At 61.5% G+C, this 16,161-nt stretch carries 17 protein-coding genes, 1 tRNA gene and 1 pseudogene; 9 read left to right on the top strand and 10 right to left on the bottom strand.

The genetic code is table 11. The features are described from left to right. Positions 1 to 28 precede the first annotated feature (28 nt). Both aat and trxB read right to left on the bottom strand, forming a co-directional pair. Positions 29 to 709, bottom strand: coding sequence for a leucyl/phenylalanyl-tRNA--protein transferase (aat, locus tag HX830_RS29650; protein ID WP_177104220.1), 681 nt, complete (start codon positions 707 to 709; stop codon positions 29 to 31). Next, positions 709 to 1,659 carry a thioredoxin-disulfide reductase gene (trxB, locus tag HX830_RS29645; protein ID WP_177104218.1) on the bottom strand — a complete coding sequence of 317 codons (951 nt, stop codon included), beginning with the start codon at positions 1,657 to 1,659 and terminating at the stop codon, positions 709 to 711. The genes aat and trxB overlap by 1 nt, the downstream gene beginning before the upstream one ends. Before the next feature lie 157 nt (positions 1,660 to 1,816). Here trxB and HX830_RS29640 point away from each other — a divergent pair, with 157 nt between their 5' ends. The 6 genes from HX830_RS29640 to cysG are packed head-to-tail and all read left to right on the top strand — an operon-like array spanning position 1,817 to position 9,316. After that, positions 1,817 to 4,228, top strand: a complete 2,412-nt coding sequence (locus HX830_RS29640) for a DNA translocase FtsK (protein WP_152739831.1) — start codon at positions 1,817 to 1,819, stop codon at positions 4,226 to 4,228. Positions 4,229 to 4,285: 57 nt separating this feature from the next. Next, the gene (gene lolA / locus HX830_RS29635; RefSeq protein WP_103498219.1) at positions 4,286 to 4,909 is read left to right on the top strand and encodes an outer membrane lipoprotein chaperone LolA; all 624 of its coding nucleotides are present in this window, start codon (positions 4,286 to 4,288) and stop codon (positions 4,907 to 4,909) included. 19 nt (positions 4,910 to 4,928) lie between these two features. After that, entirely contained in the window at positions 4,929 to 6,254 is a 1,326-nt protein-coding gene (locus HX830_RS29630; RefSeq protein WP_100940094.1) for a replication-associated recombination protein A, read from the top strand. Then, a complete protein-coding gene (gene crcB / locus HX830_RS29625; protein ID WP_100940095.1) occupies positions 6,251 to 6,625 on the top strand; it encodes a fluoride efflux transporter CrcB in 375 nt (124 codons plus the stop codon). Before HX830_RS29630 ends, crcB begins: the two co-directional genes overlap by 4 nt. Positions 6,626 to 6,640: 15 nt before the next feature. After that, complete coding sequence (serS, locus tag HX830_RS29620) at positions 6,641 to 7,921, top strand: serine--tRNA ligase (protein WP_103498220.1); 1,281 nt, start codon at positions 6,641 to 6,643, stop codon at positions 7,919 to 7,921. Then, the gene (gene cysG, locus HX830_RS29615; protein WP_177104216.1) at positions 7,922 to 9,316 is read left to right on the top strand and encodes a siroheme synthase CysG; all 1,395 of its coding nucleotides are present in this window, start codon (positions 7,922 to 7,924) and stop codon (positions 9,314 to 9,316) included. A gap of 182 nt (positions 9,317 to 9,498) precedes the next feature. Here cysG and HX830_RS29610 read toward each other — a convergent pair whose 3' ends face one another. From HX830_RS29610 to HX830_RS29580, 7 genes are all read right to left on the bottom strand, one after another. After that, the gene (locus HX830_RS29610; protein WP_177104214.1) at positions 9,499 to 10,500 is read right to left on the bottom strand and encodes a glutathione S-transferase family protein; all 1,002 of its coding nucleotides are present in this window, start codon (positions 10,498 to 10,500) and stop codon (positions 9,499 to 9,501) included. Between the two features lie 88 nt (positions 10,501 to 10,588). Next, positions 10,589 to 11,590 carry a glycosyl transferase family protein gene (locus tag HX830_RS29605; protein WP_152739834.1) on the bottom strand — a complete coding sequence of 334 codons (1,002 nt, stop codon included), beginning with the start codon at positions 11,588 to 11,590 and terminating at the stop codon, positions 10,589 to 10,591. After that, the gene (locus tag HX830_RS29600; protein ID WP_177104212.1) at positions 11,587 to 11,922 is read right to left on the bottom strand and encodes a TusE/DsrC/DsvC family sulfur relay protein; all 336 of its coding nucleotides are present in this window, start codon (positions 11,920 to 11,922) and stop codon (positions 11,587 to 11,589) included. Before HX830_RS29600 ends, HX830_RS29605 begins: the two co-directional genes overlap by 4 nt. Beyond that, positions 11,919 to 12,218, bottom strand: coding sequence for a sulfurtransferase complex subunit TusB (tusB, locus tag HX830_RS29595; RefSeq protein ID WP_177104210.1), 300 nt, complete (start codon positions 12,216 to 12,218; stop codon positions 11,919 to 11,921). The genes HX830_RS29600 and tusB overlap by 4 nt, the downstream gene beginning before the upstream one ends. Beyond that, positions 12,218 to 12,580 (bottom strand): sulfurtransferase complex subunit TusC, encoded by a 363-nt coding sequence (gene tusC / locus HX830_RS29590; protein WP_177104205.1) that lies wholly within the window; start codon positions 12,578 to 12,580, stop codon positions 12,218 to 12,220. The genes tusB and tusC overlap by 1 nt, the downstream gene beginning before the upstream one ends. Position 12,581: 1 nt before the next feature. Continuing rightward, positions 12,582 to 12,974 (bottom strand): sulfurtransferase complex subunit TusD, encoded by a 393-nt coding sequence (tusD, locus tag HX830_RS29585; protein ID WP_177104204.1) that lies wholly within the window; start codon positions 12,972 to 12,974, stop codon positions 12,582 to 12,584. Between the two features lie 111 nt (positions 12,975 to 13,085). Then, positions 13,086 to 13,754 (bottom strand): Bax inhibitor-1/YccA family protein, encoded by a 669-nt coding sequence (locus HX830_RS29580; protein WP_103498228.1) that lies wholly within the window; start codon positions 13,752 to 13,754, stop codon positions 13,086 to 13,088. Between the two features lie 122 nt (positions 13,755 to 13,876). Between HX830_RS29580 and HX830_RS29575 the strand changes: the two genes are divergently transcribed. From HX830_RS29575 to HX830_RS32265, 3 genes are all read left to right on the top strand, one after another. Then, positions 13,877 to 13,964 (top strand) — tRNA-Ser (locus HX830_RS29575). Between the two features lie 300 nt (positions 13,965 to 14,264). Beyond that, positions 14,265 to 14,945 (top strand): hypothetical protein, encoded by a 681-nt coding sequence (locus tag HX830_RS29570; RefSeq protein WP_152739835.1) that lies wholly within the window; start codon positions 14,265 to 14,267, stop codon positions 14,943 to 14,945. A gap of 220 nt (positions 14,946 to 15,165) precedes the next feature. After that, positions 15,166 to 15,450: an RES family NAD+ phosphorylase gene (locus HX830_RS32265; RefSeq protein WP_349292396.1), complete on the top strand. Its 285-nt coding sequence runs from the start codon at positions 15,166 to 15,168 to the stop codon at positions 15,448 to 15,450. Positions 15,451 to 15,801: 351 nt separating this feature from the next. Here the strand turns inward: HX830_RS32265 and HX830_RS29560 are convergent. Next, positions 15,802 to 16,062, bottom strand: a pseudogene (locus HX830_RS29560) (transposase); the annotation flags it as partial. Positions 16,063 to 16,161 lie beyond the last annotated feature (99 nt).

Genomic DNA, 16,161 nt, shown 5'->3' with positions numbered 1-16,161 from the left:
TGTGTGAAGGTTACCTGATCACAGTAGATCAGGGCAGCCAGGTCGCGCTGTTGGGCTGGTCCAGATGTTCGCCCAGGTAGCGGGCGAAGTCCTCCCGGGGAATGGCCCGGGCGCCAAGGCTGTGCAGGTGATCGGTGGGCATCTGGCAGTCGATCAGGACGAACCCCGAGGCCTTGAGGTGCCGGACCAGGGTGGCGAAACCGAATTTCGAGGCGTTGTCGGCGCGACTGAACATGGACTCGCCGAAAAACAGCTGGCCCATTGCCAGGCCGTAGAGGCCGCCCACCAACTCATCGTTATCCCAGACCTCCACCGAGTGGGCAAAACCGCGCTCATGCAATTGCAGATAGGCGGTTTGCATGGTCTCAGTGATCCAGGTGCCGTCGGCATAGGCCCGTGGGGCGGCGCAGGCGCGGATCACGGCGGCGAAATCCCGGTCGAAGGTGACCTGGTAGCGTTGCTGGCGCAACAGCTTGTTCAGGCTGCGGGAGACATGCAATTCATCGGGAAACAGCACGGTGCGCGGGTCCGGCGACCACCAGAGGATCGGCTGGCCTTCGGAAAACCAGGGAAAACAGCCATGGCGATAGGCCTGGATCAGTCGATCGGCGGACAGGTCGCCGCCGGCGGCCAGCAGGCCATTGGGTTCGCGCATGGCCTTGGCCAGGGGCGGGAAGGTCAGGGAGTTGCGTTGTAACCAGGTCAGCATCAGTTATCGTCCAGGAATTTCTCGGCATCCAGCGCCGCCATGCAGCCGGCGCCGGCCGAGGTGACGGCCTGGCGATAGACATGGTCGGCGACATCGCCGGCGGCGAATACCCCGGGGATTTCCGTTGCCGTGGCATTGCCCTCGCTGCCGCCCTGTACCCGCAAATAGCCGTTGTGCATGCTCAACTGGCCCTCGAACAGATCGGTATTGGGCTTATGGCCGATGGCGATAAACACCCCGGTCAGCGCCAGTTCGCGGGTTTCGCCGGTGTCGCTGTGGCGCAGGCGGGCGCCGGTGACGCCGCTGGCATCGCCGAGCACTTCATCGAGGTTCTCGTTCCAGTGCAGGCGGATATTGCCGTTGGCGGCTTTCTCGAACAGCTTGTCCTGGAGGATCTTCTCCGCACGCAGCTTGTCCCGGCGATGCACCAGGTGCACTTCCTTGGCGATATTGGCCAGGTACAGGGCTTCCTCCACCGCGGTATTGCCGCCGCCGACCACCGCCACCACCTGGTTGCGGTAGAAGAACCCGTCGCAGGTCGCGCAGGCCGAGACGCCCTTGCCGGCAAAGGCCTCCTCGGATGGCAAGCCAAGGTACTGCGCCGAGGCGCCGGTGGCGACAATCAATGCGTCGCAGGTATAGATACCGCTGTCGCCCTCGAGGATAAACGGGCGCTGCTGCAACTTGGCGGTGTGAATGTGGTCATAGACGATCTCGGTGTCGAAACGCTCGGCGTGTTTCTGCATGCGCTCCATCAGCACCGGGCCGGTCAGGCCTTCTACGTCGCCGGGCCAGTTGTCGACTTCGGTGGTGGTGGTCAATTGACCACCGGCTTGCAGGCCGGTAATGACCAAAGGCTTGAGGTTGGCGCGGGCGGCATAAACCGCGGCACTGTAACCGGCAGGGCCGGAACCCAGGATGATCAGGCGTGAATGCTTGGTTGCGCTCATAAAACACCTCATAAGCCTTTGTCACAAAAGAGAATGCGTGCTCAAATTGAACCGCGTGAAAAGTGCTGTCGGTTATGCTACACCCATGCGGTGACAGCGTGGCATCGGGCGGACAAATCCGTACAATGCCGGTTATGTAATGAAGCAGTGAATCATTTTGAAGAAATCCACCGCCACACCCTCTAAAGCAGTCGTTCCGCTCTGGCGGCAGCAGCTGCATTATCGCCTCAAGGAAGGTGCGCTGATTGCTATCGGCGCGTTGTGCCTGTTCCTGATGATGGCCTTGCTGACCTATGGCAAGGACGATCCCGGCTGGAGCCACAACAGCAAGATCGATAACGTGCAGAACTTCGGCGGTCCCGCCGGTTCCTACAGCGCCGACATCCTGTTCATGGTGCTGGGTTATTTCGCCTATGTGTTCCCCTTGTTGCTGGCGATCAAGACCTACCAGATCTTTCGTCAGCGCCACGAACCCTGGCAATGGAGCGGCTGGCTGTTTTCCTGGCGGCTGATCGGCCTGGTGTTCCTGGTGCTGTCCGGGGCCGCGCTGGCCCATATCCATTTCCACCAGCCCTTCGGCCTGCCGGCAGGGGCTGGCGGCGCCCTGGGCGAAAGCCTCGGCAACCTGGCGAAAAACGCCCTGAATATCCAGGGCAGCACGCTGCTGTTCATCGCCCTGTTCCTGTTCGGCCTGACGGTGTTCACCGACCTGTCCTGGTTCAAGGTCATGGACGTCACCGGCAAGATCACCCTGGACCTGTTCGAACTGTTCCAGGGCGCGATGAATCGCTGGTGGTCGTCCCGGGTCGAACGCAAGCAACTGGTGGCGCAACTGCGTGAGGTCGACGACCGCGTTCACGAAGTGGTGGCACCGAGCGTTCCCGACAAGCGCGAGCAGGCCAAGGTCAAGGAACGCCTGATCGAACGCGAGCAGGCCCTCAGCAAGCACATGTCCGAGCGCGAGAAGCAGATCCCGCCGGTGATTGCCCCGGCGCCGGTCAAACCGGTGCAGCAGAGCAAGCGGGTGGAGAAAGAGAAACAGGCGCCGTTGTTTGTCGACAGCGCGGTGGAAGGCACCTTGCCGCCGATCTCGATCCTCGATCCGGCGGAAAAGAAGCAGCTCAACTACTCGCCCGAATCCCTGGCGGCCGTCGGCCACCTGCTGGAAATCAAGCTCAAGGAATTCGGCGTCGAAGTCTCGGTGGATTCCATCCATCCGGGCCCGGTGATTACCCGCTACGAAATTCAACCGGCGGCGGGGGTGAAGGTCAGTCGGATCTCCAACCTGGCCAAGGACCTGGCGCGTTCGCTCGCGGTCACCAGCGTGCGGGTGGTGGAAGTCATCCCGGGCAAGACCACCGTGGGCATCGAGATCCCCAACGAGGACCGCCAGATCGTGCGTTTCTCCGAAGTGCTCTCGACCCCGGAATACGACGACGCGAAATCCCCGGTCACCCTGGCCCTGGGTCACGATATCGGCGGCAAGCCGGTCATTACCGACCTGGCGAAGATGCCGCACCTGCTGGTGGCCGGTACCACCGGTTCCGGTAAGTCGGTGGGTGTGAACGCGATGATCCTGTCGATCCTGTTCAAGTCCGGCCCGGAAGACGCCAAGCTGATCATGATCGACCCGAAAATGCTCGAGTTGTCGATCTACGAAGGCATTCCACACCTGCTTTGCCCAGTGGTCACCGACATGAAGGACGCCGCCAACGCCCTGCGCTGGAGCGTCGCCGAGATGGAGCGGCGCTACAAGCTGATGGCCAAGATGGGCGTGCGTAACCTGTCGGGCTTCAACCACAAGGTCAAGGAAGCCCAGGACGCCGGCACGCCGCTGAGCGACCCGCTGTACAACCGCGAAAGCATCCACGACGAAGCGCCGCTGCTGACCAAGCTGCCGACCATTGTCGTGGTGGTCGACGAATTCGCCGACATGATGATGATCGTCGGCAAGAAGGTCGAAGAACTGATCGCCCGTATCGCCCAGAAAGCACGGGCCGCCGGTATCCACCTGATCCTCGCGACCCAGCGGCCGTCGGTGGACGTGATCACCGGCCTGATCAAGGCCAACATCCCGACGCGCATGGCGTTCCAGGTGTCGAGCAAGATCGACTCGCGGACCATCATCGACCAGGGCGGCGCCGAACAATTGCTCGGTCACGGTGACATGCTCTACATGCCGCCAGGCACCAGCCTGCCGATTCGTGTGCATGGCGCCTTTGTCTCCGACGATGAGGTTCACCGGGTGGTCGAGGCGTGGAAACTGCGCGGCGCACCGGAATACAACGACGACATCCTCAATGGCGTTGAAGAGGCCGGCAGCGGCTTCGACGGCGGCAGCGGTGGTGGCGACAGCGACGACGCTGAAACCGACGCGCTCTACGACGAAGCCGTACAGTTCGTGCTGGAAAGCCGCCGGGCCTCGATTTCCGCGGTGCAACGCAAGCTGAAGATCGGCTACAACCGGGCCGCCCGCATGATCGAGTCCATGGAAATGGCCGGGGTCGTGACTGCCATGAACACCAACGGCTCGCGTGAAGTACTCGCCCCCGGGCCGTCGCGCGACTGATCCGTGCCGCGTGGAGTCACGCGGCGCGCCCTTTCAACGAGTTCAATGAGGATTCCCATGCGTTTTATCCGCATGCTGTTGCTGCCGGTTCTGGCCTTGACCACGCTGTCGGCCCACGCCGATCCGAAGGACGTGGCGCGTTTGACCCAATTGCTCGAAAAGTCCCAGACCCTGACCGCGCGGTTCTCGCAGTTGACCCTGGACGGCGGCGGTACCCAGTTGCAGGAAACCGCCGGCGAGATGACCCTCCAGCGCCCGGGCCTGTTCTACTGGCACACCGATGCGCCGCAGGAGCAGACCATGATCTCCGACGGCCAGAAGGTCACCCTCTGGGACCCGGACCTGGAACAGGTCACCATCAAGAAGCTCGACCTGCGCCTGACCCAGACCCCGGCCCTGCTGCTCTCCGGTGATGTCTCCAAAATCAGCGAAAGCTTCGATATCAGTGCCAAGGAAGCCGGCGGCGTGATCGACTTCGTCCTCAAGCCGAAAACCAAGGACACCCTGTTCGACAGCCTGCGCCTGTCGTTCCGCAACGGCCTGATCAATGACATGCAACTGGTCGACAGCGTCGGCCAGCGCACCAACCTGTTGTTCACCGGGGTCAAGGCCAATGAACCCATCGACGCCGCCAAGTTCAAGTTCGTCATCCCCAAGGGTGCGGACGTGATCCAGGAATAAGAGGTTTCAGACGCCCGCCATGGACCTGTTCAGCCGTGCCCCGATTGCCCAGCCCCTGGCCGCCCGTTTACGCGCGACCAACCTGGATGAGTACGTCGGCCAGGAGCACCTGCTGGCTCGTGGCAAGCCGTTGCGCGAAGCCCTGGAGCAGGGCGCGCTGCATTCGATGATCTTCTGGGGGCCGCCGGGGGTGGGCAAGACCACCCTGGCGCGGCTGCTGGCGGAAGTCTCGGACGCCCACTTCGAAACCGTTTCGGCGGTGCTGGCCGGGGTCAAGGAGATCCGCCAGGCGGTGGAAATCGCCAAGCAGCAGGCCGGGCAGTACGGCAAGCGCACCATCCTGTTCGTCGACGAAGTGCACCGCTTCAACAAGTCCCAGCAGGACGCTTTCCTGCCCTATGTGGAAGACGGCACGCTGATCTTTATCGGCGCCACCACCGAAAACCCCTCGTTTGAACTGAACAACGCCTTGCTCTCCCGGGCGCGGGTCTATGTGCTGAAAAGCCTCGACGAAGCGGCCCTGAACAAGCTGGTACAGCGGGCCTTGAGCGAAGAGCGAGGCCTCGGCAAGCGCCAGCTGAGCCTGGGCGAGGAAGGCTTCAAGATGCTGCTGTCGGCGGCCGACGGCGATGGTCGGCGGTTGCTCAACCTGCTGGAAAACGCCTCGGACCTGGCTGAAGACGGCGAAGAAATCGGCGTCGAATTGCTGCAAAGCTTGCTGGGGGATACCCGCCGGCGTTTCGACAAGGGCGGCGAGGCGTTCTACGACCAGATTTCCGCCTTGCACAAGTCGGTGCGCGGCTCCAACCCCGATGGTGCCCTGTACTGGTTCGCGCGCATGCTCGACGGCGGCTGCGACCCGCTCTACCTGGCCCGCCGGGTGGTGCGCATGGCCAGCGAGGATATCGGCAACGCCGATCCACGGGCCCTGAGCCTGTGCCTGGCGGCCTGGGATGTGCAGGAGCGACTCGGCAGCCCCGAAGGCGAATTGGCGGTGGCCCAGGCCATCACCTACCTGGCTTGCGCGCCGAAAAGCAACGCCGTCTATATGGGTTTCAAGGCCGCCATGCGCAGCGCCGCCGAGCATGGCTCGCTGGAAGTGCCGCTGCACCTGCGCAATGCGCCGACCAAGCTGATGAAACAGCTGGGCTACGGTGATGAATATCGCTACGCCCATGACGAACCCGATGCCTATGCGGCGGGCGAGGACTATTTTCCCGAGGAACTGGAGCCCCAGCCGTTCTATCAGCCAGTGCCACGCGGGCTGGAATTGAAGATCGGCGAAAAGCTCAACCACCTCGCGGCCCTTGACCGCAATAGCCCGAAACAACGGAGAAAGCCTTGATCCGCACCGTCCTTGCCGTCTCCTTCGCCGGCATTATCGGCACCCTGGTGCGCTTCGCCACCGGCAACCTGATCAACGCCAATTGGCCGCGGCACTTCTATACCGCGACATTGGCCGTTAATATCGTGGGCTGCCTGGTGATTGGCGTGCTCTACGGTTTGTTTTTGCTGCGTCCCGAGGTGCCGATTGAGATCCGCGCCGGCTTGATCGTGGGATTTGTCGGCGGCCTGACCACATTTTCATCCTTTTCACTGGATACGGTGCGCCTGCTGGAAAGCGGGCAGGTACTGATTGCCCTGGGCTATGCGGCCCTCAGCGTATTCGGCGGGCTGCTCGCGACCTGGGCCGGCCTGTCCTTGACCAAACTCTGATAACGAGAAACCGACATGCTCGATTCCAAACTGTTACGTAGCAACCTTCAGGACGTAGCGGATCGCCTGGCCTCCCGTGGCTTCAGCCTCGATGTCGCCCGCATCGAAGCGCTGGAAAACCAGCGCAAGGTGGTGCAGACCCGCACCGAACAATTGCAGGCCGAGCGCAATGCGGTTTCCAAGAGTATCGGTCAGGCCAAGCAGCGCGGCGAAGACATCGCGCCGTTGATGGCCAGTGTCGAAACCATGGGCTCCGAGCTGAGTGAAGGCAAGGTTGCGCTGGACGCGATCCAGGCGGATCTGGATGCGATCCTGCTGAGCCTGCCGAACCTGCCTCACGAGTCCGTGCCGGTCGGTGCGGACGAAGAAGGCAACGTCGAAGTGCGCCGTTGGGGCACGCCGACCGCTTTCGACTTCCCGATCCAGGACCACGTTGCCCTGGGCGAGAAGTTCGGCTGGCTGGATTTCGAAACCGCCGCCAAGCTGTCCGGTGCCCGTTTCGCCTTGCTGCGGGGCCCGATTGCCCGCCTGCACCGCGCCCTGGCGCAATTCATGATCAACCTGCACATCACCGAACACGGCTACGAAGAGGCCTACACGCCTTATCTGGTCCAGGCGCCGGCCTTGCAGGGTACCGGCCAGCTGCCGAAGTTCGAGGAAGACCTGTTCAAGATCAGCCGCGAAGGCGAAGCCGACCTGTACCTGATCCCGACCGCCGAAGTGTCGTTGACCAATATCGTTTCCGGCGAAATCGTCGATCCGAAACTGCTGCCGCTGAAGTTCGTCGCCCACACCCCGTGCTTCCGCAGTGAAGCCGGTGCGTCGGGTCGTGACACCCGCGGCATGATCCGCCAGCACCAGTTCGACAAGGTCGAGATGGTCCAGATCGTCGAGCCGTCGACTTCCATGCAAGCCCTGGAAGGCCTGACCGCCAACGCCGAGAAGGTCCTGCAACTGCTGGAGCTGCCGTACCGCGTTCTGGCGCTGTGCACCGGCGACATGGGTTTCAGCGCCGTGAAGACCTACGACCTGGAAGTCTGGGTGCCGAGCCAGGACAAATACCGTGAAATCTCGTCGTGCTCCAACTGCGGAGACTTCCAGGCCCGTCGCATGCAGGCGCGTTTCCGTAACCCGGAAACCGGCAAGCCCGAGCTGGTCCACACCCTGAACGGTTCCGGCCTGGCCGTGGGCCGTACGCTGGTGGCGGTGCTGGAAAACTACCAGCAGGCCGACGGTTCGATCCGTGTGCCGGAAGTGCTCAAGCCCTACATGGGCGGCATCGAGGTCATCGGCTAAATGGAATTTCTGCCGCTGTTCCACAACCTGCGTGGCCGCCTTGTGCTGGTGGTCGGCGGGGGGGAGATTGCCTTGCGCAAATCCCGCCTGCTGGCCGATGCCGGTGCGGTGCTGCGGGTTGTCGCGCCCGAGGTCGAGGGTCAGCTGGGCGAGCTGGTCAGTGGCAGCGGCGGCGAGTTGCTGTTGCGCGGTTACCTTGAGTCCGACCTCGACGGTTGCGGGCTGATCATAGCCGCCACCGACGACGAGCCGCTCAATGCCCAGGTCTCGGCGGATGCCCATCGGCGCTGCGTGCCGGTCAATGTGGTGGATGCGCCGGCCTTGTGCAGCGTGATCTTCCCGGCGATTGTCGACCGTTCGCCGTTGATTATCGCGGTGTCCAGCGGTGGCGATGCGCCGGTGCTGGCGCGTTTGATCCGGGCCAAGCTGGAAACCTGGATTCCTTCGACCTACGGCCAGTTGGCCGGTTTGGCGGCGCGTTTCCGCAGCCAGGTCAAAGGCCTGTTTCCGGCTGTGCAGCAGCGCCGGGCGTTCTGGGAAGAAGTGTTCCAGGGCCCGATTGCCGACCGGCAACTGGCCGGGCAAGGCGCTGAAGCCGAGCGCTTGCTGCTGGAGAAGATCAGCGGTGCGCCGCCGAATGCGCCGGGTGAGGTGTATCTGGTGGGAGCGGGGCCGGGTGATCCGGACCTGCTGACCTTCCGTGCCCTGCGTCTGATGCAGCAGGCGGATGTGGTGCTGTACGACCGTCTGGTGGCGCCGGCGATTCTGGAACTGTGCCGCCGCGATGCGGACCGGATCTATGTCGGCAAGCGTCGCGCCGATCATGCCGTGCCCCAGGATCAGATCAACCAGCAACTGGTTGATCTGGCGAAGCAGGGCAAGCGTGTGCTGCGATTGAAGGGCGGCGATCCGTTTATCTTCGGCCGTGGCGGCGAAGAGATCGAAGAGCTGGCGGCCCAGGGGATTCCGTTCCAGGTGGTGCCGGGGATCACGGCGGCCAGCGGCTGTTCGGCTTATGCCGGGATTCCGCTGACCCATCGCGATTACGCGCAGTCGGTGCGGTTTGTCACCGGGCACTTGAAGGATGGCTCCACGGATCTGCCCTGGGCGGATCTGGTGGCACCGGCGCAGACGTTGGTGTTCTACATGGGGTTGGTCGGGTTGCCGGTGATCTGTGAGCAGTTGATTGCCCATGGTCGTTCGGCGCAGACCCCGGCGGCGTTGATCCAGCAGGGCACTACATCGAATCAGCGGGTGTTTACCGGGACCTTGGCGAATCTGCCGCAGTTGGTGGCGGAGCATGAAGTGCATGCGCCGACGCTGGTGATTGTCGGGGAAGTGGTGCAGTTGCGCGAGAAACTGGCCTGGTTCGAAGGCGCGCAATCCCAGGTTTGATGCAAATCCCTACTGTGGGATCTGGGCCTGACGATATCTAAAGTGCGGTGTCGAGCACAATTTTGTGCACGACATCAACCTGTAGGAGCAGGGCTTGCCCGCGAAGAAGTCCTTGAGATCGCTAAAAGCTTCGCGGCGGTGCGGCGTCCGGACAAGCCACGCTCCTACAGTTTTGCGGTGTGTTAGAGGTCGCGCCAGACACCACGTCCAGCCAGTTTTTCCCGATCATGGCTTCCCATGAAATCCTGCTCCGGTCCCTTGGGCACAATCCCGGTCGGATTGATGGTCCGGTGACTGGCGTAGTAATGCCCCTTGATATGGGTAAAATCCACCGTCTCGGCCACGCCCGGCCATTGATACAGCTCCCGCAGCCAGTTCGACAGGCTCGGATAATCGGCAATCCGCCGCAGATTGCACTTGAAGTGTCCGTAGTACACCGCGTCAAAACGAATCAGCGTGGTGAACAGCCGTACATCCGCTTCCGTCAGGTATTCCCCCGCCAGATAACGGCTTTCCGCCAGATGCCGTTCCAACTGCTCCAACTCACCGAACACATCATCAAAGGCTGCTTCATAAGCTCCCTGTGACGTGGCAAACCCGGCGCGATAGACACCGTTGTTCACCGCCGGATAGATGCGTTCGTTCCAGCTGTCGATCTGCGGGTGCAAGGCTTGGGGATAGAAATCCAGCTGATTGCCGGTCAGTTCATTGAACGCGCTGTTGAACATCCGGATGATTTCCGACGATTCATTGCTGACGATGCGCTGCAATTGCTTGTCCCATAGCACCGGCACGGTCACGCGGCCGGTGTAGTCGGCGGTATCGGCGGTGTAGCGCTGGTGCATGAAGGTGTGGTTATCCAGCGCATCGCCGCTGGAGCCGTAGGCCTTGTCGAAGGTCCAGCCGTTTTCCAGCATCAACCAGCTGACCACCGATACATCGATCAGGCTTTCCAGGCCCTTGAGCTTGCGCAGGATCAGGGTGCGGTGGGCCCAGGGACAGGCCAGGGAGACATAAAGGTGATAACGCCCGGCTTCGGCCTTGAACCCGCCTTCGCCGCTGGGACCGGGCCTGCCGTCGGCGGTCAGCCAGTTGCGGCGTTGCGCCTGTTCGCGCTGGAACGCGCCGTCTTTGCTGCTTTCGTACCACTGGTCATGCCAGCGGCCGTCGATCAAAAGGCCCATCGGAAACTCCTCGGCAAGTGTGCAATGGAGTTCAGTCTAAAGGCCTTTGTTCGAAAAAATAGCGCAAACCCTGGGGGTTAATCATCGATCAGATCGATCTATCCCGTGCATCCCAGTAGCGCCGGGCCTGTTCGAAGGCCTGTTCGCGGGGCGTGCCGAGGCCGCGCAGGGCCAGGGCCATGGTCGAGATCAGGGCCAGTTGCGGGTAGCTGTCCTCGACGTCGCCGCGCCAGAGCGCCTTGAGGTGTTCGGGTTCCAGGGTCGCCGGTTTCACATGGCGTTGCTCGGACAGCGCCGGCCATTCTTCGTCCCAGCTTTCGCCGCCGGTGGTGCCGTAGAGATGGCTGCTGCTGTCCGGGTTGACCTCGATTTCGCCGCCGTCGCCCTTGATCACGATCACCGTGTCGCCCAGCAAGCCGCTGGCGTCGCGGTGCACTGCCTGGTAGCCGGGATGGAAGATGCTTTGCAGGCCACAGCGCGCGCCCAGCGGGTTGAGCAATCGCGCCAGGGAATGGATCGGCGAACGCAGGCCGAGGATGTTGCGCAGGTCGATCATCCGCTGCAAAGGCGCGGCCCAGTCGCCCAGGGGCATAAAGGCGATATTGCCCTGGCCGATCGCCTGCTCGACGGCTGGCCAGTCGCGGCACAATGGAATCTGCAGCGTCTCGAGCAATTGTTCGGTGTAGAGACGGCCCGCAGTATGGGCGCCGCCGCCGTGCATGAATATCTTGATGCCGTTCTGTGCCAGACACTTGGCGGCCAGCAGGTACCAGGGCAGGTGACGCTTCTTGCCGGCGTAGCTCGGCCAGTCCAGGTCGATCGCCAGCTTGGGCGCTTGCAAACGCTCGCGCAGGGCTTCAGTGAAACCGGCCAGCTCCTCCGGGCTTTCTTCCTTGTGGCGCAAGAGCATCAGGAAGGCACCGAGCTGGGTGTCCTCGACCTTGCCGTCCAGCAGCATGCCCATGGCCTCGCGGGCTTCTTCGCGGGTCAGGTTGCGGGCGCCACGCTTGCCCTTGCCAAGGATGCGGACAAACTGGGCAAACGGGTGCTCGGCGGGCGTTTCGATGATCAACGGCGTGTACTCGGTCATAAGCAGTTCGTCGGTTTGGGCAGGCCCGCCAGCTTGGCGGCGAGTTTGGCGGGGGTGCCTTTGAACAAACGGTTGAGGTGCAGGCTGTTGCCTTTCTCGGCGCCCAGCTTCAAGGCGGTGTACTTGATCAGCGGACGGGTCGCGGGGGAGAGCTCGAACTCGCGGTAGAAGCCGCGCAGCAATTCGAGGATTTCCCAGTGCTCGGGGCTCAGTTCGAGTTCTTCCCGCGTGGCCAGGGCGGCCGCGACTTCCGGCGACCAGTCACTCAGTTCCACCAGGTAGCCGTCCTTGTCCAGGGCGATGGCCTGTCCGTTTACCGTCAACGTGTTCATAGCCAGGTATTGACCTTGTCGTAACGGATCGACAGTTCGACAAATGCCGGGTAGTCGACGCTGGTGGCCCAGGTCGGGCACTCCAGGCCGCGGGCTTGCAGGTCTTCTTCGAGCAGGAACAGGCGCAGGTCATCAGCGCGTTCTTCCAGCGCTTCAAGCGGCAGGCTGCGCGGTTGCACGGCATGCACCGCGTCGCCACAGAGCAGCAGCGCATCCTCGCTGCCCAGCAGGCGCAGGCAACTGCCCAGGCGGCTGTCGGTAAAAGGGGAGTGGGACAACACATGCAAGGTCGACATCAGAGGGTGATCACCTGGTCATAACGGTTAACAAGCGCACTGAGCCCTTCAGCCGTGAGCACCTCAAGGTCTTCGCCGGCGACCTGTGTCGGGAAAATCCCGCGGTCGGCCAGGCTGTCGGCGCAGGCGTAGAGCTCGTCGATGCCGAACAGCGACAGGGCCTGGAGATTGGCGGTCAGGTCTTTCTGTTGCAGGGCCTTGGCGTTCTGCCCGGGCATCAACTGGAAGACACCGTCGTCCATGAACAGCAGGCCGATGGGCAGATCGAACGCACCGCCGGCCAGCACGATATCCAGTGCTTCACGGGCGGCCGGGCCGGACCAGGGCGCCTGGCGGCTGATAATCAACAGGGACTTGGGCATTTCAAGGCCCTCCAAAGCAGATCAAGCGGTCGGCGGTTTGCACCGCATCGTGCAACTGGCCCAGGCCGGACAAGGCCCAGGGCGCGCTCAGATTGACCGCCGAGCGTTGATAGCGCTGGGCTTCTTCGTCGTTCAGCACGCCACGGCGCAAGGCCGCGGCGATGCAGACCACGCCGTCAAGTTGGTGTTCGTTGACGAAATCCGCCCATTGCCGGGGCAGGTCCTGCTCGTCCTGGGGCGTGACCACACTGCTCGACGCGCTGTGCACGCCGTCCTGATAAAAGAACAGCCGCACAATCTCATGCCCACCGGCGAGAGCGGCCTGGGCGAACAGCAGGGCGCGGCGGGAGGAGGGCGCGTGGGGCGCGGAAAACAGCGCAATGGCAAACTTCATGGGGGACTCTGTCAGCAAACCTGCCGTCATGATAAAGCCAGAACCCCCAAGAAGCTAAATCGCGGGCAAGAAAAAGCCCGTCGAAGCGGGCTTTTTGCTTAACAGCAGCGATCAATCATCGCGGCCCATGATGCCGAAGATCTGCAACAGGCTGATAAACAGGTTGTAGATCGACACATACAGGTTGATGGTCGCCATGATGTAGTTACGTTCCCCGCCCTGGATGATGGCGCTGGTCTGGAACAGGATCATGGCCGAGGAGATCAGCACGAAACCGGCGCTGATCGCCAACTGCAGGCCACTGATGTGGAAGAAGATGCTGGCCAGCATCGCACCCAGCAGGACGAAAACGCCGACGGTGATGAAACCGCTGAGGAAGCTCATGTCCTTGCGGCTGATCAGCACGTAGGCCGACAGGCCGCCGAAGACCAGGGCGGTCATGGCGAAGGCCGAACTGACCACTTCGGAGCCGCCCTGCATACCCAGGTAGCGGTTGAGGATCGGGCCGAGCAGGTAGCCCATGAAGCCGGTCAGGGCGAAGGTGGAGACCAGGCCCCAGGCCGAGTCACGGAGTTTGTTGGTGAGGAAGAACAGCCCGTAGAAACCGATCAGCACCACGAACACGTTCGGGTAGCCGACGTGCATCTGCTGGGAGATATAGGCCGTCAGGCCACTGAAGGCGAGGGTGAGGGCCAGAAGGCTGTAGGTGTTGCGCAGGACGCGGCTAACTTCTAGCTGCTCAGCCTGCACGCTGTTAACGGCGTAATCCTGTTCGCGCATGGCGACACTCCTTCGGGTTTGAAATGTTCAGTCTCAAAGATCATACCAGAGGCTCTGTAACAAGCTATCACGAGAGTTTGACAGTGTGTTTCATTCCGGTATTATGGCGCCCGCAGTACATAGGAGGTGTGGCCGAGTGGTTTAAGGCAGCAGTCTTGAAAACTGCCGACTGTAACAGGTCCCAGAGTTCGAATCTCTGCGCCTCCGCCATACACAGACCTCAAAGCCCCGGAATCCGGGGCTTTGTCGTTTCTGGGGTTTGCCCTGCCCATACTCCAGCCCATACTTTGGCGCCTGGTTTGCTTTGGACCTCCCGGGATTCCAGTCAGTGCTAATTCAAAGGCGATAACGCAGATCACCGCATTTTCGTCCGAGGATTGCTGAAGGTGAGTTTCACTGAGCCGCCAAACGGTCAGCGCTGCCACCGGGAAAACGAGTAAGATTGCTCCAGATGGATTATTAGCATTACCATGGTTTTTTGATAATCATGCTAATTTGTGGAGTGCAGGTATGGGCCTCGTTCATGAGTCTTCTCGGGTTTCCCGGGTTTCCGCTGTGTCGGGGACTGCTCGGGAGATGCGCGGCCAACTTGAGAAAACCGTTGCCGAGCGACTGATCGTGGTCGAGGTTGATCATGCGAGTGAGCACGCGATGCGCGCCATGGCCGAAACCATGACCAGCATCGCCATGCTGGTCGATACCTCATTGAAAATGCATGACCGGCGCTTGCTCGAGTCCTTGGTCGATGCCTTGGTCTCCAAAACACCACCGACACCGAACCTGATCAAGGAGGCCGGCATGATTGCCAGGTCGCGCCAAGCCGTGCTTGAGGGCGCGGACTGGCTGACAGCGGTACAGGTGTCGAAGCTGGCTGATTTGAGCCTCAGCAACCCCAGCACCCAACCCAACAAATGGAAGCGCCTAAGGCAGATATTCGCGATCCATCACCACGGCGTGGACTACTTCCCGGGTTATGGTCTGGACCCCGATACGGGCTTCCGGCCACTCAAGGTGCTCAGCAAAGTGCTGGAGATATTTGACGGTCAGAAGGATGGCTGGGGCCTGGCTTACTGGTTTCTGTCGGCCAACAGTTTTCTGGGAGGGCTGCGTCCTCAGGATCTATTGGCCAGTCAGCCGGATCGTGTGATTGCGGCAGCGCAAGACGAGGTGCAGGAGGTCGCCCATGGCTAGGCCTCCGAAGAAGGTTTCGCCTGGGATTGATCACTCGCAAACGCATGCTTTGATGGAAACACCCGAGCCGCCGAAGGTGCTTCGAGTCACGGCCATGATCTTCCCCAAAAAGACTCTCATGCATCGGGTCCATCAGGATCAGTAGCAGGCGGAGCAGTTCAATCCGGGTGTCAGGAGGAATGCTCGTTTCAGCCCGATTCAAACCACCGACGGATAATCTATTCCGACGATCTACGGTGCCAGTACCTTCGCCGCGGCCGCTATGGAAACGGTGTTTCATGACGTTCCCCATGTGGTGGGCTACAAGAGCTTCGACAAGCAAAAGCTCAAAGGGCAGGTCCATTCTGAAGTCCACAGCACTCGTGATCTGGTGTTGGCGGATTTAGGCAGTGTGGCCCTTCGTAAACTGGGCGTGCCACGCCGGCACCTGATTGATATCGAGAAGGACCAGTATCCGGCAACACGGCAGTGGGCCGCCGCGATCCAGGCGTGGAGCGGGTATTGAAGTGTTCCTCGGCTATGCCGGTTCAACGTTGGCCCGGTAAGGCCAGATCATGTCCCGCACACATGCCAACTTCAATGCGCTACGCGAACGGCTCTCCGAAATTATGGGAAAGCAGAAGGACAGCTTCATAGGGATTGAAATCCCACCGTTGCTGGCGCAATTAGTGCTGGACGACTGTCCTAGGTGTTCGGTCACGAAACGCGCCACCACTAACGGGGCCGCAACTTCCCCTGGGTCAAGTTTTTTGACGGGGACTTAGCCTCCAAAAAGCCAGCGACCACAGTCCAGAGAGATCAGTGTAGCCCGTAGTGTTTCTAGTCCAATGGGCCGCGGAGCGCCGGGGAGGCGGTTTTTTAAAATGGATTTCTCCCGCTCAAGTCGGGCGATTCGAGCTTCCAGATCCTGGATTTTCTGCTGCTCGGGCGTCAGCGCTTTGCTCTGCGGCGTCACGCCGTTGCGCTCCTGCTGGAGTTGGTTAATCCAGCGACGTGATGCGGACTCGACCACCCCGAGCGAGCGGCTGGCTTCGATATGGCTATAGCCTTGATCGAGAACGAGGCCTGTAGCCTCGCGTTTGAATTCAGCGGAAAAGGAACGACGTTGCTTGGTCATCAGACACCTCTATCTGGCGAGCATTCTCGCCTAAATGGATGTCCGGTTTCATTAGACCACTACAGCAGTAAGGTGGGTGTCAACGCCGGCCCAAAACTG

Origin of the sequence: Pseudomonas gingeri (genome assembly GCF_013385425.1) — a bacterium.
Taxonomy (GTDB): domain Bacteria; phylum Pseudomonadota; class Gammaproteobacteria; order Pseudomonadales; family Pseudomonadaceae; genus Aquipseudomonas; species Aquipseudomonas gingeri_D.
The sequence above is the reverse complement of the archived record's forward strand: the minus strand, read 5'-3'. Positions and strand labels throughout refer to the sequence as shown.